This window comes from Mycobacterium aquaticum (assembly GCF_002086485.1).
Taxonomy (GTDB): domain Bacteria; phylum Actinomycetota; class Actinomycetes; order Mycobacteriales; family Mycobacteriaceae; genus Mycobacterium; species Mycobacterium aquaticum.
Genome location: NZ_MVHF01000005.1, coordinates 157628 through 180563 on the forward strand (window position 1 = coordinate 157628; position 22936 = coordinate 180563).

The following is a 22936-nucleotide window of genomic DNA, read 5'->3' on the forward strand; positions in this document are numbered from 1 at the left end:
CCATGACGGTCTTGCACGTCCGCGGTCGGGGACTGCCCGACGGTGACGTCGTGCAATGGTGGATCGAACGCGGTGTGCTGTATGCCGATCCGATCGCCGGGGCCGAGACGGTGTTCGACGGTGGCTGGATCCTGCCCGGCCTCGTCGACGCACACTGCCACGTCGGCCTCGGACCGCATGGTCCGGTCGAATTCGACGAGGCGGTCACCCAGGCGCAGACCGAACGCGGGGTAGGGGCGCTGCTGCTGCGCGACGCCGGGTCGCCGGTGGACACCCGCAGCATGGACGACCGCGAGGATCTGCCGAAGATCATCCGGGCCGGCCGACACCTGGCCCGGCCCAAGCGGTATTCGCCGGGTCTGCCGATCGACATCGAGGACGAATCGCAATTGCCGGAGGCGGTGGCCGAGCAGGCGCGCTGGGGCGACGGCTGGGTCAAACTCGTCGGCGACTGGATCGACCGCAGCGTCGGCGACCTGGCCCCGCTGTGGTCCGACGAGATCCTCAAGGCTGCCATCGACGCCGCTCACGCGAACGGGGCACGGGTCACGGCGCACGTGTTCGGGGAGGACGCGTTGCCCGGGTTGATCAACGCAGGCATCGACTGCATCGAGCACGGCACCGGGATCACCGACGACATCATCGAGCTGATGCTGGCCAACGGCACAGCGTTGGTGCCGACCCTGATCAACATCGAGAACTTTCCCGGGATCGCCGACGCCGCGGCCAAGTATCCGGTCTATGCGGCCCACATGCGCGAGCTCTACGCGTCGTGCCGGGCCCGCGTCAGCGCCGCTCACGAGGCGGGCGTTCCCATCTTCGCGGGCACCGACGCGGGCGGCATGATCGCGCACGGTCGCATCGGCGACGAGATCGAGGCCCTCAAAACCGTGGGGCTGAGCCCGACGGATGCACTCGGCGCGGGCTGCTGGGATGCGCGTGCGTGGCTGGGGCGGCCGGGGCTGGCCGACGGGGCTCCGGCAGACCTCGTCTGTTACGCAGAGGACCCGCGCAGCGGTGGCGTCGACCACCCCGATCTGGTGATCCTGCGCGGCCGCGTCTACTAGCGGTCAGCCGTACTGGCTGAAACCCCAGTCCAGCAGCTGGGTCGCCTGGCCGTACAGGTCGCCGGTGCCGTACATCTGGACGACGATCAGCCGGTGGCTGCCTCGTTGTGCGGCACCGACGTAGGTCTTGCGGGCCAGGTCGGTATAGCCCGTCTTGCCGGCGAGGTCGCCGGGGTAGCGGGTCAGCAACTCGTTCTGACTGGTCAGGGTTCGCCCGGGAAACTGGGCTGTGGTCTGCCGGAAGATCTGGGCGATCAACGGATAGGTCAGGGCGGCCCGGTAGATCACCGCCAGATCGTGTGGTGTGGTCAACGATTCCCAGCCGGGCCCGTCCAGGCCGGACGGTGAGCCCGCGCGGGTGTTGCGGGCGCCGAGGCCGGCTGCCTTGGCGTTCATCTTGGCGACCGCTGCGCGCTGCCCGCCGAGCATGTCGGCCAGCATGTTGGCGGCATCGTTGCCCGAGACCATCAGCAGGCCTTCCAGCAGTTGCTGGGTGGTGTAGGCCTGACCGGGTTTGAGCCCGACGCACGAGCACTCAACCTTGGTGTGAGAGTCGTTGGCGCGCGCGAAGTTGTCCGGCCGCAGGTTGTCCAGCACGACCATGGCCAGCAGCGGCTTGATGGTGCTGGCCGGGGCGTAGGAGCCGTTGGGGTCTTTGGCCGCCAGTACCCGGCCCGTATCGAGGTCGGCGACCAGCCACGCCTTGGCGGGACCGTTCGCGAACGCTTGCGCGCCTGCCGGTTCCACTGCCGGGTCGGCAGCTGCGATCGGCACCGTCAGCGCCGTGCCGAGGGCGAGCGCGGCCGCCGCGAACAGTGTGCGCACGTGCGCCGACGCTACGGTCTGCAGGACTCGTTCAGCGCGCGTTCAGATCTCTGTCGGGTATCGACGCGAATGTGCTCACAGCGTGCCGATACTCGCGGAGTGGTCCTGCAGGAAGCCCCAATCGAGCAGGGCGGCGGCCTGATCCCAGTACGTCGGGCCGCCTTCTTTGACCAGCCCGTGCATCATCGATATCACCAGACGACGGCCGTCGCGCTGGGCCGCCGCGACGAACGTCTTGCGCGCGATGTCGGTGAAACCCGTCTTGCCGCCGATCGCACCGGGATAGCGCTGCAGCAACTCGTCCTGGTTCTGCAGCACCCGATCCCCGGACTTGGTCGGGAACACGGTCGACGGCATCGCCGTGATCTGGGCGAAGACCGGGTTGGCCATCGCGGCGCGGAAGATCACCGCCATGTCGTGCGGCGTGGACCAGAACGGCATGCCCGGCGCATCCAGACCCGACGGTGTCACCACATTGGTGTCGTGAGCCCCGAGCTGCGCGGCCTTGGCGTTCATCTTGGCCACCGCGGCGCCCGGGCCACCGAGCATGTGCGCCAAGGTGTTTGCCGCATCGTTGCCAGAGTCCAGCAGCGCCGCCTCCAGCAGCTGGCGCGCGGTGTAGGTCTGGCCGGGGGTGACGCCGACGCACGTGCACTCGGCCTTCGAATCGGCCTCGTCGGCGACGATGGTGCTGTCCAACGGCAGCTCGTCGAGCACCACCTGGGCGAGCAGCGTCTTGATGGTGCTCGCCGGCGCGTAGCGGGTGTTCTCGTTACGCGCCGCCAGCACTTGGCCGGTGTCCAGGTCGGCAACCACCCAGCCTTCGGCAGGTCCCTCGGGGATCGGCGCCGAGCCGATCTGCTGCACGGCCATGTCGGCTCTTGCGGCGGGCGTACCGACCGCACCTGTGCTCAGAGCCGCGAACAGGACCGCAAGCGCGGCGACGAACCTCACCATGGCCGGTCAGCCTAATCGTGTTGAATCGAGACATGTTGAGCCTGGCTGAGATTTCGGACCGACTGGAGATTCAGCAACTGTTGATCGACTACTCGTCGGCGATCGACCGCCGGCAGTTCGACGACCTCGACCACGTCTTCACGCCGGACGCCTACATCGACTACCGGGCCATGGGTGGCATCGACGGCCAGTTCCCGGAGGTCAAGCAGTGGTTGGCGGAGGTGCTGCCGAACTTCCCGGCGTACGCCCACATGCTCGGCAACTTCGACGTGCGCATCACCGGTGACACGGCGTCCTCGCGCACCATCTGTTTCAACCCGATGGTGCTGCCCGGTGAGGCGCAACAGGTCCTGTTCTGCGGCCTGTGGTACGAGGACGAGTTCATCCGCACCGCCGACGGCTGGCGGATGAGCCGACGGGTGGAGACCAAGTGCTTCGACAAGGTCGTCTGAGTCGCCTCGGGCGACGTGTGGTCTGAGTCGCCTCCGGCGACGTGTCGTCTGAGTGGCCTCCGGCGACCCGTCAGCTGGATTTGGGCAGGCCGGACGGCCTCTGGCACAATGGTCGGCTGTCCGCCGTGCGACTCGTTCGATGCGCTGCACGGTGGTCACACACGTAAGGCAAAACCGGATCCGGGCAACCCGCCCCGATTGCCGAATTGCAGCGTGGCAACTGTTTAGGAGTTTCATCGTGGCTGTCAAGATCAAGCTGACCCGGCTTGGCAAGATCCGCAACCCCCAGTACCGCATCGCTGTCGCCGACGCGCGCACCCGCCGTGACGGCCGCGCCATCGAGATCATCGGCCGCTACCACCCCAAGGAAGAGCCGAGCCTGATCGAGATCGATTCGGAGCGCGCTCAGTACTGGCTGGGTGTCGGCGCCCAGCCCACCGAGCCGGTGCTGGCCCTGCTGAAGGTCACCGGTGACTGGCAGAAGTTCAAGGGCCTGCCGGGCGCCGAGGGCACGCTGAAGGTCAAGGAGGCCAAGCCCTCCAAGCTGGACCTGTTCAACGCCGCCCTCGCCGAGGCCGAGAGCGGCACCACCGCCCAGGCCGTGACGCTGAAGAAGAAGAAGTCCAAGAAGGACGAAGCTGCCGAGGCTCCGGCCGATTCCGCGGCCGACGAGGCTGCTGACGCCGCCAGCGAGAGCTGAGCGCCGCAGTGAGTTCTGTCGTGGTCGACGCCGTCGAGCACCTGGTGCGCGGCATCGTGGACAATCCCGACGACGTGCGGGTCGACATGGTGACCAGCCGTCGCGGACGCACCGTCGAGGTCCACGTCCATCCGGATGACCTGGGTAAGGTCATCGGCCGCGGTGGCCGTACCGCCACCGCGCTGCGCACCCTGGTCGCAGGCATCGGTGGGCGCGGGATCCGCGTCGACGTGGTGGACACCGACCAGTAGCGTCGGCTCCATATGGATCTGGTTGTCGGACGGGTCGTCAAGGCGCACGGGATCACCGGCGAGGTTGTCGTCGAGGTGCGCACTGATGACCCGGACGCCCGCTTCAGCCGTGGTGTCGCACTGCGGGGCCGGGCCAAGGGCGGTGCCGCCGAACGTTCGTTCACGGTCGAGTCGGTGCGCGAGCACGGCGGCCGACTGCTCGTCAGGCTGACCGGCGTCGCCGACCGCAATGCGGCAGATGAGTTGCGCGGCACGGTTTTTGTCGTCGACGCCGCCGAGCTTCCCCCGATCGACGATCCCGACGAGTTCTATGACCACGAGCTCGAAGGGCTGCGGATGGTGTGCGCCGACGGCACGCCCGTCGGCAAGGTCTCGGAGGTGCTGCACACCGCGGCAGGGGAGTTGCTCGCGGTGAAAGCCGACGCCGACGGACGCGAGGTGCTGGTGCCGTTCGTCAGCGCTATCGTCACCTCGGTCTCTCGAGAGGACGCGACGATCGTCATCGATCCGCCCGACGGCCTGCTCGACTTGAGCTGACGGGGCGACGCCGTGCGCATTGACGTCGTCACCATTTTTCCGGCCTACCTGGATCCGATCCGGCAGTCGCTGCCGGGCAAGGCCATCGATGCCGGCATCGTCACGCTGGCCGTGCACGATCTGCGGGCCTGGACCCACGATGTGCACCGGTCGGTCGACGATTCCCCGTACGGCGGTGGTCCGGGCATGGTCATGAAAGCCCCGGTGTGGGGGCAGGCGCTCGACGAAATATGCACTGACGAAACACTTCTGGTGGTACCCACCCCGGCGGGCCGGCTGTTCAACCAGGCCACGGCCCAGCGGTGGAGCGCCGAACGGCACCTGGTGTTCGCGTGCGGCCGGTACGAGGGCATCGACCAGCGGGTGGCCGACGACGCGGCCCGGCGCATGCGGGTCGAAGAGGTGTCGATCGGCGATTACGTGCTCACCGGTGGCGAGTCGGCAGCACTGGTGATGATCGAGGCGGTGGTACGCCTGCTGCCCGAGGTGCTCGGCAATCCCGCGTCACACCAACAGGATTCGCATTCCGATGGGCTGCTCGAAGGGCCCAGCTACACCCGTCCGCCGAGCTGGCGGGATTTGGACGTGCCTGCCGTGCTGCTGTCGGGCGATCATGCCAAGGTGGCCGCCTGGCGCCGGGAACAGGCGTTGCAGCGCACCCGGGAACGTCGCCCGGATCTGCTCGACAACACACCGCCAACAGTCCCCCGCAAGCGGGAGGTGCCCCCAACTTAGGCACCTGACACGCCGGTGTTGCGGTACCCCGTTTTCTGCTCGCGCGGGGAAGGTGGGTCAGATCCGCCCGCCCGGGAACATCGTCTTGACCGCATCGGTGATGGTCTTACGGGCCGTGGCGTCGTCGCTGGGTTGCATGGAGCCGATCACCATGATGAAGCGACGGTTGGCGCCGATCACCCCGGTGGACAGGTGCATCCAGTTGCCGCCGTTCCAGCAGCACATCCAACCCTGCTTGACCGCCACCGGCTCGGCATACAGCCCGTCGGGGATACCGAAACGTTGTGGGTAGCCGTCGATGCCGTTCGCGGTGGACTGGGCGAGGTTGGCCAGGATCGTGTTGGCCTGCTCCTGGGGCAGCCCGCCGCCGCCGTTCATGAGCAGGTCGTAGTAGCGCGCCAGATCATCGGCGGTGCTCATCGTGTTCCACCAGTGCCCGTCATACGGCGTCGAGGTGGACTTCAGGCCGTAGCGTGCGGTGACCCGGGTGATGATCGCGCTTCCGCCGTTGCGGTTCCAGAAGTTCTCGGCAGCGCCGTCATCGGAGGACCGCAACATGATGTCGAGGGCCTGGCGGTCATCGGCCGTGACCGTGGTCTGGCCCTTCGCCTCCTGCAGCAGCAGATCATCGGCGATGAACAGCTTGGCCACCGATGCGATGGGGATCGGCGTCGAGTTCCCGTTGGAGACCAGCTGGCCGGTGCTGCGATCGAGCACCAGCACCGTGATGTCGGCCCCGGCCTTCGACGCGGTCGAGGTCGCCAGGCTGGCCCGGTTCTGCAGACCGTCGAAGGTTGCTGCGGGCTCGTCCGGGGGAGCGTCAGGCAGCGGCGCGGCGGTGCCCTGCGGCACGACGACGGTGTACTGCGGAGCATTGGGGACCGGCGGCGGTGTTCCGTACACCCTGGCTTCGCAGCCGGCGATGGAGATCATCCCGATCACGCCGGCTGCCGTTACGGTCATCAGCCTCGACGGCCGCCGTTGCATGCCTCTCCTTAGACCCGGTAGCTGGAATCCGGACATCGGAAGCGAGCGACACGTGCGATTCGGTCGTCAGCAACCGTATTTCGGAGGGTTCAGACTAACCGTTCGCGGCTGAAATCGCGTAGCTTGTCGGTGACCGCGTTTCCGGGGTTGCGCACGGTGTGCAGCACAGCCGAACCGCCGGATCTGCCCGGATTTCACTGGATCGGGGCTCGTCTGGCACAATTGAGCAGTTGTCTGCTGCAGCCCAGGGCTGGATATCGCTACCCGGCCGCTGCCAGATACGCCCCGATACACCCGAAAACCAGCTTCGGCTGCGCGTCCGCGCATCGGCCCGGAGCCGCTAACAACAAGGAAGTGTCACCGATGAACACGCTGGACTTCGTCGATCAGGCGTCGCTGCGCGACGACATCCCGACCTTCAGCCCCGGCGACACCGTCAACGTGCACGTGAAGGTCATCGAGGGCTCCAAGGAGCGCATCCAGGTCTTCAAGGGCGTCGTGATCCGTCGTCAGGGCGGCGGCATCCGCGAGACCTTCACCGTGCGTAAGGAGAGCTACGGCGTCGGCGTCGAGCGGACCTTCCCGGTGCATTCGCCCAACATCGATCACATCGATGTCGTGACCCGCGGTGACGTGCGTCGCGCCAAGCTGTACTACCTGCGCGAGCTGCGCGGCAAGAAGGCGAAGATCAAGGAAAAGCGCTGAGCGCCTTGTCCTGCCCGGCGCGGTCCGGACGGCACACGCCGCTACTGTGGACGCCGTGACCGGACCCGCCGACTCTGCCGACTCGTCATCGGAAGACATCGTCAACACCGATTCCGAGACGTCCAAGCCGGATTCCGGCGCCGCATCTGAAGACGCCACCGAAGAAGCGCCCAAACGCAAGCGTTCGTCGCTGCGTGAGGGCGCCATTCTGGTGACCATCGCGATCGTCCTGTACTACGTGATGCTCACGTTCGTCGCGCGTCCCTACCTGATCCCGTCGGAATCGATGGAGCCCACGCTGCACGGCTGCACCGGCTGCGTCGGTGACCGGATCATGGTCGACAAGGTGACCTACCGGTTCAGCAAGCCGAGCCCGGGCGACGTGGTGGTGTTCAAGGGACCGCCGTCGTGGAACATCGGATACAAGTCGATCCGGTCGGACAACACCGCGGTGCGGTGGGTGCAGAACGCGCTCTCGTTCATCGGCTTCGTCCCGCCCGACGAGAACGACCTCGTCAAGCGCGTGATCGCGGTCGGCGGTCAGACGGTCGAGTGCCGCGCTGACACCGGGTTGACGGTCGACGGCAAACGACTCAACGAGCCATACCTGAACCCCGCCACGATGAACGCCGACCCACAGATCTACCCGTGCCTCGGCAATGAGTTCGGACCCGTCACGGTGCCGCAGGACCGGCTCTGGGTGATGGGGGACAACCGCACGCATTCGGCCGATTCGCGGATCCACTGCACCAATGTGCCCGCCGACGTGCAACGCGGCGTGCATTGCACCGGGGACCCGATGGCCGGCACCGTACCGGTGGACAATGTGATCGGTAAGGCGCGATTCATCGCCTGGCCGCCGGGCCGCTGGGGCGGCGTCAGCAGCGTGAATCCGCAGACCGACTCATAGGCGGAGGCCCCAGTGCCTCAAGAGGTGAAGATGTCGTGGCCGCCTCGAACGGTGATCCGGAAGGCCTCAGGCCTGCGGACCCTTGAATCCGCGCTGTACCGCAACGGACTGGGCCCCGTCGCCGGCGTCGACGAGGTGGGCCGCGGTGCGTGCGCCGGGCCGCTGGTCGTGGCGGCATGTGTGCTCGGCCCCAACCGGTTGGAGAGCCTGGCCGACCTCGACGACTCCAAGAAACTCGGCGAGAAGGAACGCGAACGGCTGTTCCCGCTGATCCGCCGCTATGCGCTGGCCTATCACGTGGTCATGATCCCGTCGACCGAGGTGGATCGCCGCGGTGTGCACGTCGCCAACATCGAGGGCATGCGGCGCGCGGTCGCCGGGTTGTCGGTGCGGCCTGGTTACGTGTTGTCCGACGGATTCCGGGTACCCGGTCTTGCCGTGCCGTCCCTTCCGGTGATCGGTGGTGATGCCGCTGCAGCATGCATAGCCGCAGCCAGTGTGCTGGCCAAGGTCAGTCGCGACCGGCTGATGGTGGAGATGGAACGCGAGCACCCGGGCTACGGGTTCGCCGAGCACAAGGGCTACAGCACGCCCGCGCACACGGCGGCCATGGCCAAGCTGGGGCCGTGTGCGCAGCACCGCTACTCGTATGTGAACGTGCGGCGGGCCGCACAGTCGGCTGACGTGCGGCAGGCCGCGGAGACTGTCGGAATGCGGCGAGTCCCGCAGTTGCGGGATCGGTGCGACGTGATGGGCTCAGGTGGGGAATGATGGAACGCAACCTAGACGAAGGACAGCAGAGTTTATGAGTGCCGAAGATCTCGAGAAGTACGAAACCGAGATGGAGCTCTCGCTGTACCGCGAATACAAGGACATCGTCGGGCAGTTCAGCTACGTCGTGGAGACCGAACGGCGGTTCTACCTGGCCAACAGCGTCGAGCTGGTGCCGCGCAACGCCGACGGTGAGGTTTATTTCGAGTTGCGGTTGGCCGACGCGTGGGTGTGGGACATGTACCGGCCGGCACGGTTCGTCAAGCAGGTGCGGGTCATCACCTTCAAGGACGTCAACATCGAAGAGGTCGAGAAGCCCGAGCTGCGGCTGCCCGAGTAAGCGGACGTCACTGCGCCGCGGCGTGCAGGTGCTCGCCGAAGAACGCGAATACCCGTGTCCAGGCATCGGCCGTGGCGGCCTCGTTGTAGCCGAACCCGGTGATCCGCAGCAGCGGTTGGGCAGGCAACAGGTTCGCGAAGCTGTGACCGGCGTCGGGATAGACCTTGATATCGGACGGGATGTTCTTTGCGTCGACGATCTTGCGCAGCCGCGCCGGGGCGCCGATGCCCAGCGGGTCGCGGCGTCCGAAGCTCGCGACGATGGGGCACGACGCGTCGAGGATCTCGTCGAGCCGCCGCGGCAGGGGTGTGCCGTAGAACGGGGCTGACGCGGCGAAACCCTTGGGGCCCATGACAAGTGCGAATTGTCCGCCCATGCAGAAGCCGGCGATGCCGACGGTGCCGGTGCACTCCGGCAGGGACTTCAGATGGTCGCGGGCAGCCAGGATGTCGTCGAGTGCACGACCGTGTTGGCTCAACAGGTCACGCATCACCCGCGTGACACAGCGGGCCCGGCCGCCACGGGCGTACAGATTCGGCGTGAGCGCGAGGTAGCCGGCCTCGGCGATCCGCTCGGACACCAACTCGTTGTCGGGTGCGTAGCCGATGGCGTCGTGGACCACCACGACACCTGGCCACGGCCCCTCGCCTTCCGGCGTGTCCAGCAGCGCGTCGATGGGGCCGTCGGGGGTGTCGAGACTGATCGTCGTCACCCTTGCCAACCTAATCGGGCGATTCAGGTCCCGCAGAACGTGCGGTAGGCGCCGAAGTCGGGCGGTGCGGGTTGGGCGTAGCGCTGCAGTCCGGGCCGCACGTCATAGGGCGCGGACACCGCCTCCAGCAGGTCTTCGAGCGGCGCCGGCTCACCGGCGGTCGCGGCGGTCAGGGCTTCCTCGACCAGGTGGTTGCGGGGGATGTAGACGGGGTTGACGTGGTCCATGGTGTCCGGCGCAGGGGCGAGGGCACGCCAGCGCGTCAACCAGTCATCGAAGGCTTCGGGCTCGGCGAACATGTTGCGCACCGCCCCGGCGTCGCCGCGTGCGGCGTGGGCGAGGCTGCGGAAGAATGACGTGTAGTCGACGCGGCCGCCCAGCAGGAGCTTGAGCAGTTCCTCGACCAGGCCTGTCGCCTGATCGTGCGAAACACTTTCGGGCAGGCCGAGTTTGGCGCGCATTCCGGCCAACCAGGCGTTCTGGAAGCGGACGCGGAACCCGGCGAGGGCATCGGTCGCCGCTGCCACCGCCCGTTCGCTGTCCTCGTCGATCAAGGGCAGCAGGGTTTCGGCGAACCGGGCGAGGTTCCATTCCGCCACCGCGGGCTGGTTGCCGTAGGCGTAGCGCCCGCCGTGATCGATCGAGCTGAACACCGTCGCCGGGTCGTAGGCCTCCATGAAGGCACACGGGCCGTAGTCGATGGTCTCTCCGGAGATGGTCATGTTGTCGGTGTTCATCACGCCGTGGATGAAGCCGACGAGCATCCACCGGGCCAGCAGCTCGGCCTGGACGTTGACGACTGCCTCGAACAAGGCCAGGTACGGATTGTCGGCCGTGGCGGCAGCGGGGTGATGGCGGGCGATGGCGTGGTCGGCCAGGCGCCGCAGCAGATCGTGGTCGGCGAGCCGACCCAGGGGGTCCGTGCCGGTGACCGCTCGGTGCGCCGCCGCGTACTGAAAGCTGCCCACCCGCAGATGGCTGGCGGCGACCCGCGCCAACACTGCCCCCGGCTGCGGGATTTCGCGCAGCACACCGCGGCCGGTGGCCGTCACGGCAAGCGACCGCGTGGTCGGGATGCCCATGGCGTGCATGGCCTCGCTGATGACGTACTCGCGCAGCATCGGCCCGACGACGGCCAGGCCGTCACCCCCGCGCGCGAACGGGGTGCGCCCGGAGCCCTTGAGATGCAGGTCGCGCAGTTGCCCACGGGTGTCGACGAGTTCGCCGAGCAGCAATGCGCGTCCGTCGCCCAGTCGCGGCACATAGCCGCCGAACTGGTGCCCGGCGTAGGCCTGGGCCACCGGCTTGGCGCCGTCGGGGACCGTGGTGCCCAGCAGCAGCCCGACGCCGTCCGGGCCGCGCAGCCATGCGGGGTCGAGACCCAATTCGAGGGCAAGAGGCTCGTTGAGGACCAGCAGCCGTGGGGACGGCGCGGCTTCGGCCTGCCATTCGACGGCCAGTTCGGGCAACTCGCGGGCGAACCGGTTGTCGAGGACGACAGCCGGCTTCACGCCCGTCACAGACTGCCCAGATCGTCGGGAACGTCGACGGCGTAGCGCTGCAGGATGTCGAGGGGCACCAGCTCGAGAGTGCTTTCATGGGTGGCGGCCAGGACGACGGGAGCCGCGCAACCGTCCTGGTGCGCGCGCAGCCAGTTGCTCGCCGTGACACACCAGCGATCCCCGGGCATCAACCCGGGGAAACGGAAATGTGGTGCGGGTGTCGACAGGTCGTTGCCGATCACCTTCTGATGCTCCAGGAACTCGGAGGTCACCACCGCACAGATGGTGTGCCTGCCGAGGTCGCCGTCACCGGTCGAGCAGCAGCCGTCGCGGTAGAAGCCGGTCAGGGGATCGGTACCGCATTCGTCCAACGGACCGCCCAGCACGTTGCGATCAGCCATTCCACCAGTATTGCCCGTCGGCGCGGTCTCCGGCGGCGGTGGGATCAGGAAAGCTGCGCCGCGATCTCGTTGAATGCGGCGATGGTGGGGAACAGCTTGGCTGCGTCCTGGGGGTATGGCCAGCTCGACAGCTTGGCCGCGACGATGTTCGCCGCACGGTTCACGTAGATCATCTGGCCGTGGATGCCCAGGCAGAGCAGCACGGTGTTGCCCGGCCCGGGGAACCAGCACTGGTTGCGGTACATGCCGCCCGGCATGCGGTTGTCGTCCGGGCTGGCGGCGAACGCCGCCCGCGAGTCGATGCCTCCGGCGAAGGTGTCGGCGATCCAGGACAGCGGTACCACCCGTTCTCCGGTCAGCGACGTGCCGCCGCCCAGGAAGAGTGACCCGAACCGCACCAGATCCCGCAGGCATGCGTTGATGCCGCCGTCGAACATCCCGGTTCCGACGGAGTCGACGCCGATGGTGGCGTCCTGCTGTGCGCCGAGTTTGCTCCACAGCAGCTGTGACATGAGATCGGGCATCCTGACGCCGCTGGCGGCCTCGCAGATCCAGCCGAGCACATCGGTTTCGCACGACCGGTATTCGAACGGGCCGCCGTGGGCCGACTTCTGCCGCAGGGTCAGCAGGAAGTCGTACATGGTCGAGGGCAGCTCCGGCACGGTGCGCGGCGCCCAGCCGATGGCCTGCTCGAGCAGCCGCACCTCGGCCATCGGGTCCAGGTAGGTCTCGGAGAAGGCTATGCCCGAACGCATGTCGAGCAGGTTGCGCACCGTGGCGCCGGCGTAGCCCGATTGTTCCAGGGCCGGAACGTATTTGGTCAGCGGCGCGTCGACGTCGAGCGCACCGCTGGCCGTCAACGCTCCCGCGACGATGCCGACCATCGACTTGCTGACCGACATCAGCAGGTGGCTCGACTCGGGCGTCATGCCGCTGTAGTAGTGCTCCTCGAGCACTTTTCCGCGCTGCGTGACGATCCAGCCGTCGGTCACCGTCGAGGTCATCACCTCACCGACGGTCGTCTGCACGGCGTTGGTGCTGTCGTACATCGGGATCGACGACAGGTCGGTGGGGGCGGCGGGCAGGTCGGCCACCGGCCCGGTGCCGCGTCCGATCACCGCGGTGGGGAGGAACTCGGCGACGTGCTGGAAGGTCCAGTGCAGCTGCTCGGCGGACTGCCAGTTCTGCAGCGTCAACTCCGCCGGGACGTCGCCAGATTCAGTAGCGGATTCGTTGCCGAGCAGCATGTGTGTTCCAGCCTCCCAATGCCGTGCCGGTGTTGCCCAGCAATGTCCTCGAACGACACTAACTCAGCGCGCTTCGGCGCTGTGTTGAGCATCCAGGATTAACAGTGCCACGTGCAGCGACGTCATCGATTCGCCGTCCTCGAGGTCCACGTCGAGCCGCCTTTGGATGGCGGCCAAGCGGCTGTACAAGGCCGGTCGGCTCATGTGTAACCGCTTGGCCAACGCGGATTTGTTGCCTGCCAGTTCCAGGAAGCCCCGCAACACCGCAAGGTCGTTCTCGCCGTGATCGGCGTCACGGATGAGCAGGTTCTTGAGTTCCGTCTCGGCGAAGGTCTGCACCCGCGGATCGTCCTGCAGCAAGGCGAGCAGTCCGCGCAGTCGAACATCCGAGGCCCGGACGAAGGGCCGCTGCATCCTCGACATGGACAGCGCCACCTCGGCGACGTGCGCGGATTCCCGTAGGCCGTGCACGGCGTCGGCAAACCCGCCGGCGCTGCCGCCCACGGCGACGACGACCTTGTCGGTGTCCCCGCCGCGGCCGATGGTTTCGCGCAGGCCTTCTGCCAGCCGGGTGAGGCCGGCATCGGGCGTGCTGCCGCGTCGGGTCGCCACGGCCAGCACCAGGCCGATCTCACCGTCGCGGCGGACCGAACAGATCGCGGTGTGGCCCTGGGACTTCACGCTGTGGGCGACGGCGTCGAGGATGCGGAGGTTGCGGCGCTGCACGGCCACCGGGTCGAGGCGGTCGGCCGGTGCGGCCACCCGCACGGTGACCGGCAGATACGGCCCGCCCGCGCGCAGTCCCAGTGCGACGGCCCGGGCGTCGGCGTCACGGTCGTCGGCGATGCGACCGCCCAGGACGTCGTCGATCAAACCGCTCTGGGCCTGGTGTTCGAGCCCGGAGCGGCCGCGCTCGGCCATCCGGTGCAGGGCCAGCGCCTGGGCGGCGCGCTCGAGCACCATCTTGGCCTGGGCCGGTGCCGCGGGTGGGTGCGGGATGATCAGCCGTCCCCACTCCTCGGCGCGAGGTCCGACCGTGGTCGTAGCCCAGGTTTCGGTCATCGCGCGCGACCGCCGTTGCCAATTGTCGAGCACCACGGTGGCCGCTTCGTGGCGCGGGGATACCGCCAGCACCTGGTGCGACAGGTCCTCCAGTACCACCGATTCGTCGACCATGTCCGCGGCCGCGCGGACGATGTCGGCCAGTGAGGCGCGCTTCATGCTGAGGTCGGTGAACGTCTGATGGGTGCGGTGGGCGAACGCCAGCTCCTCGTACTGGTCGGCCACGATGAGCCGATGCACCGCCTCGGTGACCTCGACGAATTTCGTCTCGCGGTGCAGCACCACCAGCGGCATCCCCAGTGATGCCGCGATGGCGCCGGTGCCCTCGGGCAGCGAGTCGATCCGGGTGCCCAGTTCGACCACCACGCCGACCGCCCCGGCGCGCCCCATCCTGTCGAGGTAGTCGTGCGGCGCGTCGCGCAGTGCGGAGCCCGTGGTGAGGACCAGCTCGCCGCCCTGCAGCAGGCCGGACAGATCGGGCATGTCGCTGACGTGCACCCAGCGCACCGGGCGGTCGAGGTTCTCGGCGCTGACCACCTCGGGGAGGCCGGCGCGCACGACGGGCAGGTCGACGACGTCGCGGACGGTCGGGATCATTTACAGATTGTAATAAGAAGGCTCGGTCCGGATACATAATGACGAGCCCTGGGAGGTGACCCATGCCGCAAAGTAATAGTCACAGTCATCCACCCCGAGGAGGTCCCCGCATATGAGCAACGTCATCCAGCACTGGCGCAACAACGAGACGTTCGCCGGTTCGTCGACGGCCACGTCGCCGGTGACCAACCCCGCCACCGGCGAGGTGACCGGTGAGTTGCGGCTGGCCAGCGTGGAGGACGCGCAGACGGTGATCGACGCTGCTGCCGCGGCGTTCCCGGCATGGCGGGACACCTCCCTGGCCCGGCGCACCCAGGTGCTGTTCACCTTCCGCGAGCTGATCAACGCCCGCAAGGAAGAGCTGGCGGCCATCATCACCTCCGAGCACGGCAAGGTGCTCTCCGATGCCCTCGGTGAGGTTTCCCGCGGTATCGAGGTCGTCGAATTCGCTTGCGGCATCCCGCATCTGCTCAAGGGCGGGTACACCGAGAACGCCTCGACCAAGGTCGACGTGCATTCGGTTCTGCAGCCGCTGGGCCCGGTCGGCATCATCTCGCCGTTCAACTTCCCCGCCATGGTGCCGATGTGGTTCTTCCCCATCGCGATCGCCGCGGGCAACACCGTGGTCGTCAAGCCCTCCGAGAAGGATCCCTCGGCCGTGATCTGGATGGCCGAGCTGTGGAAGGAAGCCGGTCTGCCCGCGGGCGTGTTCAACGTCCTGCAAGGTGACAAGACCGCGGTCGACGAGCTGCTGACCAACCCCAAGATCAAGGCCGTCTCGTTCGTGGGCTCGACCCCGATCGCGCAGTACGTCTACGCCACCGCCACCGCCGCGGGCAAGCGCGTGCAGGCCCTCGGCGGCGCCAAGAACCACGCCGTCATCCTGCCCGACGCCGATCTGGACCTGGCCGCCGACGCCATGGTCAACGCCGGTTTCGGTTCGGCAGGCGAGCGCTGCATGGCCATCTCCGCGGCTGTCGCGGTCGGCCCGATCGCCGACGACCTGGTCGCCAAGATCGCCGAGCGCACCGCCACCATCAAGACCGGTGACGGCACCAAGGATTCGGACATGGGCCCGCTGGTCACCAAGGCCCACCGCGACAAGGTGGCCTCCTACATCGACGCCGGCGAGGCCGCGGGTGCCAAGGTCGTGGTCGACGGCCGCACCGTGATCGCCAACGGTGGCGCCGATGGGTTCTGGCTGGGTCCGACGCTGCTGGACAACGTCACCCCCGACATGACCGTCTACACCGACGAGATCTTCGGACCCGTGTTGTCGGTCGTGCGGGTCGAAACCTACGACGAGGCACTCGAACTCATCAACAGCAACCCCTACGGCAACGGCACCGCGATCTTCACCAACGACGGCGGCGCGGCGCGGCGCTTCCAGAACGAGGTCGAGGTCGGCATGGTCGGCATCAACGTGCCGATCCCGGTTCCCATGGCGTACTTCAGCTTCGGTGGCTGGAAGGCCTCGCTGTTCGGTGACAGCCATGCTCACGGCACCGAGGGTGTGCACTTCTTCACCCGCACCAAGGCCATCACCACCCGCTGGCTCGACCCCAGCCACGGTGGCATCAACCTGGGCTTCCCGCAGAACGGGTAAACCTGGACTGTTGTGTGGCCCATCCGGACAAACCCCTCGCCGGATGGGCCACACAACTCCGGAGAACGGCAATCGACCCCCGCTGCTGCGAGCACGAATGAGAGACTTGACCATGACTTTGACCGACGAGTCCACCCTGCTGCCCAACGGATTGACCGTGGAGGCGGCCCGCGCCGAGGCGGCGCGTACCTACGAGCTCGACCGTGCGCACGTGTTCCATTCCTGGTCCGCGCAGGCCGAGATCTCCCCGATGACGATCACCGCATCGCAGGGATCGTACGTCTGGGACGGCGACGGTAATCGGCTGCTGGATTTCTCCTGTCAGCTGGTCAACACCAACATCGGTCATCAGCACCCGAAAGTGGTTGCGGCCATTGCTGATCAGGCGGCCAAGCTGTGCACCGTGGCTCCGCAGTACGCCAATGACGCGCGTTCGGAGGCAGCGCGGCTGATCGCCGAGCGCACCCCGGGCGACCTGGACAAGATCTTCTTCACCAACGGCGGCGCCGACGCCATCGAGCACGCGGTGCGCATGGCCCGGCTGCACACCGGCCGCTACAAGGTGCTCACCCGGTACCGCTCCTACCACGGTGGCACCGAAACCGCGATCAACATGACCGGTGACCCGCGCCGGTGGCCCAACGACCACGGCAACGCCGGCATCGTGCACTTCTTCGGGCCGTTCCTGTACCGCTCGCGCTTCCACGCCACCACCGAGGCCGAGGAGTCCGCGCGCGCTCTCGAGCACCTCGAGGAGACCGTCCGCATGGAGGGTCCGTCGACCATTGCCGCGATCGTGCTGGAGTCCATCCCGGGTACCGCGGGCATCATGGTCCCGCCGCCGGGCTACATCGCAGGTGTGCGCGAGATCTGCGACCGCTACGGCATCATGTACATCGCCGACGAGGTGATGGCGGGCTTCGGGCGCAGCGGAAAGTGGTTCTCCATCAACCACTTCGATGTCGTGCCGGACCTGCTGACCTTCGCCAAGGGCGTCAACTCCGGCTACGTCCCGCTCGGCGGTGTCGCGATCAGCCCGGCCATCGCCGAGACCTTCGCTCACCGTGCCTACCCGGGCGGCCTGACGTACTCGGGTCATCCGCTGGCCACCGCGGCTGCCGTCGCCACCATCAACGCGATGGAAGACGAAGGCATGGTCGACAACGCGGCCCGCATCGGTGCCGAGGTGATCGCACCCGGCCTGGCCGAGCTGGCCGCCAAGCATCGCAGCATCGGCGAAGTGCGCGGTGCCGGTGTGTTCTGGGCCGTCGAACTCGTCGCGGACCAGCAGACCCGCGAACCGCTGGCAGCCTACGGCGGTTCCAGCCCGGCGATGAACGCCGTGATCGCGGCGTGCAAGGCGGGCGGCCTGCTGCCGTTCGCCAACTTCAACCGCATCCACGTCGTGCCGCCGTGCAACGTCACTGCCGACGAAGTGCGCGAAGGCCTGGCGATCCTGGACAAGGCGTTCGACGTCGCCGACGAGCACGCGCGCTGATATGCCCCACCGATGCCCGGCCGTGCGCCTGACGCATGGCCGGGCATCGTCATGCTGTGAATCGGTGGCCGACTTGGCAGACTGAACCCGTGCGTTCACATGCCCAGTGCTGGTTGACAGATATGGACGGAGTCCTCGTTCACGAGGACTCCGCGATTCCCGGAGCCGCGGAGTTCCTGCAGACGTTGGTGGACAAGGAACGGCCGTTTCTGGTCCTGACCAACAATTCGATCTTCACGCCGCGGGATCTGGCGGCCCGGTTGCTGCGTTCGGGGCTGTCGGTGCCGGAGCCTGCCATCTGGACCTCGGCGCTGGCGACCGCGGCGTTCCTCGACGGTCAGTTGCCCGGCGGGTCGGCCTATGTCATCGGTGAGGCCGGGCTCACCACCGCGCTGCACGAGGTCGGCTACACCCTCACCGACACCGCCCCGGACTTCGTGGTGCTGGGCGAAACCCGCACCTATTCATTCGAGGCGATCACCAAGGCGATCCGGCTGATCATCGGCGGCGCCCGGTTCATCGCCACCAATCCCGATGTCACCGGGCCGTCGGCGGAGGGCCCGCTGCCTGCGACCGGCTCGGTGGCGGCGATGATCACCAAAGCCACCGGCCGCGAACCCTACTTCGTCGGCAAGCCGAACCCGATGATGTTCCGCAGCGCGCTCAACCGGATCGAGGCCCATTCGGAGAACACCGTGATGGTGGGGGACCGGATGGACACCGACGTGGTCGCCGGTATCGAGGCCGGACTCGACACGATCCTCGTGCTGACCGGCTCCACCCAGGTCGACGACATCCAGCGCTACCCGTTCCGTCCCAGCCGCGTACTGCCGTCGATCGCCCAGGCGATCGAGCTGATCTGAACGTCAGGGGGTCAGGTGGCTGAGTCCATCGACGACTATTTCACTGCGACCGTCGCGGCGTGGGCCGATACCGGGCCTGCCGCAACCGGTTCCGCGCTGAGCGTGCCGAATGCGTTGGAGCTCTTCGATGCTCAGCTGGCCAGTCGGCATCTCGACCTGGCGGCCCGGTGGTTGCGGTCGCAGGGCAAGGGCTTCTACACCATCGGCTCGTCGGGGCACGAGGGTAACGCCGCCGTCGCTGCCGCGCTCCGGCCCACGGATCCGGCCCTGCTGCACTACCGGTCGGGCGGGTTCTACCTGGCCCGGGCCGCGCAGGTGGACGGATCGGATCCGGTGCGCGACGTGCTGCTGGGCCTGGTCGCGGCGACCGAAGAACCGATATCCGGTGGACGGCACAAGGTGTTCGGTCGTCACGACCTGAACATCATCCCGCAGACCTCGACCATCGCGTCGCACCTGCCGCGCGCGGTCGGGGTGGCGTTCTCGATCGCCCGTACCCGCAAGCTCGGAGTCGCGTGCCCGTGGCCCGAAGATGCCGTGACGGTGTGCAGTTTCGGCGACGCCTCGGCCAATCACTCGACCGCGGTGGGCGCCGTCAACGCTGCGCTGCATGCCGCCTATCAGGGGCTGCCGATGCCGCTGCTTTTCGTGTGCGAGGACAACGGGATCGGGATCAGCACTCCGACGCCGCGGGGCTGGGTGCAACGCGCCTACGGGCATCGCGAAGGACTGCAGTACTTCGCGGCCGACGGCTGCGATCTGGCCGACGCGTACGGGACCGCGAGCGCCGCCGCCGACTGGGTGCGCAGCCAACGCCGGCCGGCGTTCCTGCATCTCACAACCGTCCGGTTGATGGGGCACGCCGGCTCCGACTACGAGCCGGGATATCGTCGGCCCGCCGAGATCAGCGCCGACTTCGACCGAGACCCGGTGCTGGCCACTGCCAAACTCCTTGTGGCGCACGGTGTTCTGACGCCCGAACAGGTGCTGCAACGCTACGAGGCCAAGCGCGCCGAGGTGATCGAGCTGGCCCGGGTGATCGCCGAATCGCCTCAGCTCGACAGCGCGGACAGCGTGACCCGGCCACTGACAGAGGTTCTCGACGACGCCAGGTCGGTGTCGGTCACGGCGCCGACGGGCGAACCGAATCTCACTGTGGCCCTTTCCATCAACCGCGCTCTGCAGGATGTGCTCAACTCCCAACCCGAGGCCATCGTGTTCGGGGAGGACGTGGCGCGCAAGGGTGGGGTGTACGGCGTGACGCGTGGCCTACAGGCGGCAGCAGGCCGGGCCCGAGTGTTCGACACCCTGCTGGACGAACAGACCATTCTCGGTCTGGCGCTGGGCGCGGGAGTCTCCGGGTTGTTGCCGATCCCGGAGATCCAGTACCTGGCATACCTGCACAACGCCTCCGACCAGATCCGCGGTGAGGGCGCCACACTGCAATTCTTCTCCAACCGGCAGTACCGCAATCCCATGGTGGTGCGCATCGCCGGCTACGGCTACCAGAAGGGTTTCGGCGGGCATTTCCACAACGACAACTCGATCGCCGCGATCCGCGACATCCCCGGCGTGGTGATCGCGTCGCCTGCCCGCCCCGACGACGCCGCAGCCATGCTGCACACGTGCGTCGGCATCGCGAAAACCACTGGGGCCGTGTGTGTTTATCTCGAACCCATCGCGCTGTACCACACCCGTGATCTGTACGCCGACGGCGACGGGGAATGGCTGGCGGACTATCCGACGCAGGCCGCCCCGTTGGGGCGGGCCCGCACCTACGGCGACGGCACAGATCTGACGATGCTCACCTTCGGCAACGGCCTGCGGATGAGCCTGCGCGTGGCCCGCCGGCTCTCCGAACTGGGCATCAACGCGCGGGTGGTGGATCTGCGCTGGCTGGCGCCGTTGCCGGTCGAGGACATGCTGGCCGAGGCCGAGGCGACGGGCCATGTGCTCATCGTCGACGAGACCCGCCGGACCGGCGGCGTCGGCGAAGGTGTGCTGGCCGAACTGCTCGCGCACGGCTACTCCGGTGAAGTTGCGCGAGTGGCCAGCAGTGACAGCTTCATCCCGCTGGGTGACGCGGCGTTGCAGGTACTGCTGTCCGAGGACACCATCGAGGCCGCGGCGCTGAAGCTCGTGAGCAACCGCGCTTGATAGCTTGGCCGAATGGTCGAACCTGCAACGCCGGATCTGACCGGCTCCTCGCGTGCGCCGGCACCCCTGGCGGGGGTCCGGATCATCGAGATCTCCAGCTTCGTCGCGGTGCCGCTGGCCGGGATGACCCTGGGCCAGCTCGGTGCGGAGGTGGTCCGGGTCGATCCGATCAGCGGAGCCGCCGACTATCACCGCTGGCCGGTCACCGACGGCGGCGAGAGCATCTACTGGGCCGGGCTCAACAAGGGCAAGCGTTCGGTCGCCGCCGACATGCGCTCAGTCGAAGGTCAACGGCTGGTGCAGCGGCTGATCGCCGAGGCGGGCGTGTTGATCACCAATGTGACCGGCCGGCAATGGCATTCGTACGACGAACTGGTGACGGCACGGCCCGACCTGATCCACGTCGAAGTGTCAGGGCGCGCCGACGGCGGCACCGGGGTGGATTACACCGTCAACGCCGGGCTCGGGTTCCCGCTGGTGACCGGGCCTGCGCAACTCGCCACCCCGGTCAATCACGTCCTGCCCGCCTGGGACATCAGCTGCGGGCTCTACGTCGCGTTGGCGGTCAGTGCTGCGCTGCGTCATCGCGACGCCACAGGTGAGGGTGCCCGCATCAGTATCCCGCTGGAGAATGTGGCGCTGGCAACGGCGGGCAACCTGGGATTCCTCACCGAAGTGATGATCAACGGGACCGAACGCGAACGGCTCGGCAACACCCTTTTCGGCACCTACGGGCAGAACTTCACCAGCAGCGACGGCGTGGCATTCATGCTCGTCGCACTCACCGGTCGGCACTTCCGCGACCTCAGTGAGGTCACCGGCACCACGAAAGCCGTTGCCGCACTGGCCGCAGCGCTGGGCGCCGACTTCTCAGACGAGGGCCAACGCTACATTCACCGCGACGCGCTCACGGGCCTGTTCACGCTGTGGTTCAGCCAGCACACCGCCGAGGAGATCGCCGCGGCACTGTCGGGCACCTCGGTGCTGTGGGAGCGGTACCGCAGCTTCGCCGAGGTCGCCACCGGTCCGCGCGTGACGGGCAATCCGCTGTTCACGCCGCTGGACCAACCGCGTGTCGGGCAGTACCTGGCGCCGGGCCTGCCGATGGCGATCGACGGGGTATATCCGCCCGCGGTGCCCGCGCCTGCCATCGGCGACGACACCGCCGCGGTGCTGGCCGAGCACCTCGGCCTCGGCGCCGACGAGATCGCCGCTTTGACCGAATCAGGAACTGTCGCAACGGGTTCGGTCCGGTGAGCACACTGCTGAAATTGCTCGACGTACCAGCCGACGGCGACGGGTACCTCGGCGAGAGCGTCGGGCCGGACGGCAAACGGGCTTACGGCGGGCAGCTGGCCGCCCAGAGCCTGGCCGCGGCCTGTCGTACCGTCGAGGCCGAGCGGTCACCGACCAACGTGCACGTGCAGTTCCTGCGCGGAGGCGACGCGGGAGCACCGGTGCGGTACCGAGTACAGCGGCTTTACGACGGCCGGACGGCGGCTGCCCGTCGGGTCGAGTCCTATCAGGGCGACCGGCTCCTGACCGCGGCCACGGTGTCCTTCGCAACGGAACTACCGGGGCCCGAACACGGTCACGTGCCGTTGCCGGGTGACCCAGAGGCGCTGTGTCACACCGGACCGCCAGGGCCGGCTCCGTCACTGCCGTTGGGGGAGTTCGATATCCGCGTCGACGACACCGGCGCGGCCGACGCGTTCGTGCGCCGGTTCTGGTGGCGCGTCGTCACAGACCTACCCGCCGACCCGCGGTTACACGCGCTCGTCGCGGTGTACATCACCGATCTGTACGGCATCGACCCCGTGTTGGCAGTCCACGGACACAGCATGCGGTCGCGCGCGTTCCGCAGTGGCACCACCGATTCCGCTATCTGGTTTCATCGGCCGGTGCGCGCCGATCGGTGGAATCTGCTCGAGGCACGCTCACCGGCTGCCGCGCGCGGACGCGGTGTCGCCACTGCAAGCCTCATCGGGTCCGACGGTTCGGTCGCCGCGACGCTCGTGCAGGAGGGGCTGGTAGCCGAGCGTCCCGCGCCGTGA

General features: G+C 67.7%; 24 protein-coding genes. 16 read left to right on the plus strand and 8 right to left on the minus strand.

Features of this window, described 5'->3' with window-relative positions:
* The first annotated feature begins 2 nt into the window (after positions 1-2).
* On the plus strand, positions 3-1067 hold the full coding sequence (locus BST13_RS07655; protein WP_083162243.1) for an amidohydrolase family protein: 1065 nt from the start codon (positions 3-5) through the stop codon (positions 1065-1067).
* A gap of 3 nt (positions 1068-1070) precedes the next feature.
* Here the strand turns inward: BST13_RS07655 and BST13_RS07660 are convergent, their stop codons facing one another.
* On the minus strand, positions 1071-1892 hold the full coding sequence (locus BST13_RS07660; protein WP_083162245.1) for a D-alanyl-D-alanine carboxypeptidase: 822 nt from the start codon (positions 1890-1892) through the stop codon (positions 1071-1073).
* 75 nt (positions 1893-1967) lie between these two features.
* Entirely contained in the window at positions 1968-2849 is an 882-nt protein-coding gene (locus BST13_RS07665; RefSeq protein ID WP_083162247.1) for a D-alanyl-D-alanine carboxypeptidase family protein, read from the minus strand.
* A 32-nt stretch (positions 2850-2881) separates the two neighbouring features.
* Between BST13_RS07665 and BST13_RS07670 the strand changes: the two genes are divergently transcribed.
* The 5 genes from BST13_RS07670 to trmD all read left to right on the plus strand — a co-directional run bounded on the left by BST13_RS07670 (position 2882) and on the right by trmD (position 5524).
* A complete protein-coding gene (locus BST13_RS07670) occupies positions 2882-3301 on the plus strand; it encodes a nuclear transport factor 2 family protein (RefSeq protein WP_083162249.1) in 420 nt (139 codons plus the stop codon).
* A gap of 238 nt (positions 3302-3539) precedes the next feature.
* Complete coding sequence (rpsP, locus tag BST13_RS07675) at positions 3540-4001, plus strand: 30S ribosomal protein S16 (RefSeq protein WP_083162251.1); 462 nt, start codon at positions 3540-3542, stop codon at positions 3999-4001.
* Positions 4002-4009: 8 nt separating this feature from the next.
* Positions 4010-4252, plus strand: a complete 243-nt coding sequence (locus tag BST13_RS07680; RefSeq protein ID WP_003881089.1) for an RNA-binding protein — start codon at positions 4010-4012, stop codon at positions 4250-4252.
* 12 nt (positions 4253-4264) lie between these two features.
* Entirely contained in the window at positions 4265-4789 is a 525-nt protein-coding gene (gene rimM, locus BST13_RS07685) for a ribosome maturation factor RimM (RefSeq protein ID WP_083162253.1), read from the plus strand.
* Positions 4790-4801: 12 nt separating this feature from the next.
* The gene (trmD, locus tag BST13_RS07690) at positions 4802-5524 is read left to right on the plus strand and encodes a tRNA (guanosine(37)-N1)-methyltransferase TrmD (RefSeq protein ID WP_083162255.1); all 723 of its coding nucleotides are present in this window, start codon (positions 4802-4804) and stop codon (positions 5522-5524) included.
* Positions 5525-5581: 57 nt separating this feature from the next.
* Here trmD and BST13_RS07695 read toward each other — a convergent pair whose 3' ends face one another.
* A complete protein-coding gene (locus tag BST13_RS07695) occupies positions 5582-6511 on the minus strand; it encodes a serine hydrolase (RefSeq protein WP_083162257.1) in 930 nt (309 codons plus the stop codon).
* A gap of 363 nt (positions 6512-6874) precedes the next feature.
* Between BST13_RS07695 and rplS the strand changes: the two genes are divergently transcribed.
* From rplS to BST13_RS07715, 4 genes are read left to right on the plus strand one after another with little or no spacing between them, the layout of a single operon-like run.
* Positions 6875-7216 carry a 50S ribosomal protein L19 gene (gene rplS / locus BST13_RS07700; RefSeq protein WP_029372100.1) on the plus strand — a complete coding sequence of 114 codons (342 nt, stop codon included), beginning with the start codon at positions 6875-6877 and terminating at the stop codon, positions 7214-7216.
* Positions 7217-7271: 55 nt separating this feature from the next.
* Positions 7272-8126, plus strand: a complete 855-nt coding sequence (gene lepB, locus BST13_RS07705; protein WP_095533452.1) for a signal peptidase I — start codon at positions 7272-7274, stop codon at positions 8124-8126.
* A 24-nt stretch (positions 8127-8150) separates the two neighbouring features.
* The gene (locus BST13_RS07710; RefSeq protein WP_095533443.1) at positions 8151-8897 is read left to right on the plus strand and encodes a ribonuclease HII; all 747 of its coding nucleotides are present in this window, start codon (positions 8151-8153) and stop codon (positions 8895-8897) included.
* A gap of 34 nt (positions 8898-8931) precedes the next feature.
* Positions 8932-9237 (plus strand): DUF2469 domain-containing protein, encoded by a 306-nt coding sequence (locus BST13_RS07715; protein WP_018600763.1) that lies wholly within the window; start codon positions 8932-8934, stop codon positions 9235-9237.
* A 7-nt stretch (positions 9238-9244) separates the two neighbouring features.
* Here the strand turns inward: BST13_RS07715 and BST13_RS07720 are convergent, their stop codons facing one another.
* From BST13_RS07720 to BST13_RS07740, 5 genes are all read right to left on the minus strand, one after another.
* Positions 9245-9949, minus strand: coding sequence for a dienelactone hydrolase family protein (locus BST13_RS07720; RefSeq protein ID WP_083162261.1), 705 nt, complete (start codon positions 9947-9949; stop codon positions 9245-9247).
* Between the two features lie 23 nt (positions 9950-9972).
* A complete protein-coding gene (locus BST13_RS07725) occupies positions 9973-11469 on the minus strand; it encodes a protein adenylyltransferase SelO (protein WP_083162263.1) in 1497 nt (498 codons plus the stop codon).
* Positions 11466-11852: a DUF2237 family protein gene (locus tag BST13_RS07730; RefSeq protein ID WP_083162265.1), complete on the minus strand. Its 387-nt coding sequence runs from the start codon at positions 11850-11852 to the stop codon at positions 11466-11468. The genes BST13_RS07725 and BST13_RS07730 overlap by 4 nt, the downstream gene beginning before the upstream one ends.
* A gap of 44 nt (positions 11853-11896) precedes the next feature.
* Positions 11897-13099, minus strand: a complete 1203-nt coding sequence (locus BST13_RS07735; protein ID WP_083162267.1) for a serine hydrolase domain-containing protein — start codon at positions 13097-13099, stop codon at positions 11897-11899.
* A gap of 63 nt (positions 13100-13162) precedes the next feature.
* A complete protein-coding gene (locus BST13_RS07740; protein ID WP_083162269.1) occupies positions 13163-14758 on the minus strand; it encodes a PucR family transcriptional regulator in 1596 nt (531 codons plus the stop codon).
* A 112-nt stretch (positions 14759-14870) separates the two neighbouring features.
* On the opposite strand from BST13_RS07740, the gene BST13_RS07745 reads away from it, so the two are divergent.
* The 6 genes from BST13_RS07745 to BST13_RS07770 all read left to right on the plus strand — a co-directional run bounded on the left by BST13_RS07745 (position 14871) and on the right by BST13_RS07770 (position 22936).
* Complete coding sequence (locus BST13_RS07745) at positions 14871-16364, plus strand: CoA-acylating methylmalonate-semialdehyde dehydrogenase (RefSeq protein WP_083162271.1); 1494 nt, start codon at positions 14871-14873, stop codon at positions 16362-16364.
* Positions 16365-16476: 112 nt separating this feature from the next.
* Positions 16477-17862 (plus strand): aspartate aminotransferase family protein, encoded by a 1386-nt coding sequence (locus tag BST13_RS07750; protein WP_083162526.1) that lies wholly within the window; start codon positions 16477-16479, stop codon positions 17860-17862.
* 89 nt (positions 17863-17951) lie between these two features.
* Entirely contained in the window at positions 17952-18725 is a 774-nt protein-coding gene (locus BST13_RS07755) for an HAD-IIA family hydrolase (protein ID WP_064943719.1), read from the plus strand.
* 15 nt (positions 18726-18740) lie between these two features.
* Positions 18741-20882 carry a thiamine pyrophosphate-dependent enzyme gene (locus BST13_RS07760; RefSeq protein WP_083162273.1) on the plus strand — a complete coding sequence of 714 codons (2142 nt, stop codon included), beginning with the start codon at positions 18741-18743 and terminating at the stop codon, positions 20880-20882.
* A 12-nt stretch (positions 20883-20894) separates the two neighbouring features.
* Positions 20895-22139, plus strand: a complete 1245-nt coding sequence (locus BST13_RS07765; protein ID WP_083162275.1) for a CoA transferase — start codon at positions 20895-20897, stop codon at positions 22137-22139.
* On the plus strand, positions 22136-22936 hold the full coding sequence (locus BST13_RS07770) for an acyl-CoA thioesterase (protein ID WP_083162277.1): 801 nt from the start codon (positions 22136-22138) through the stop codon (positions 22934-22936). Before BST13_RS07765 ends, BST13_RS07770 begins: the two co-directional genes overlap by 4 nt.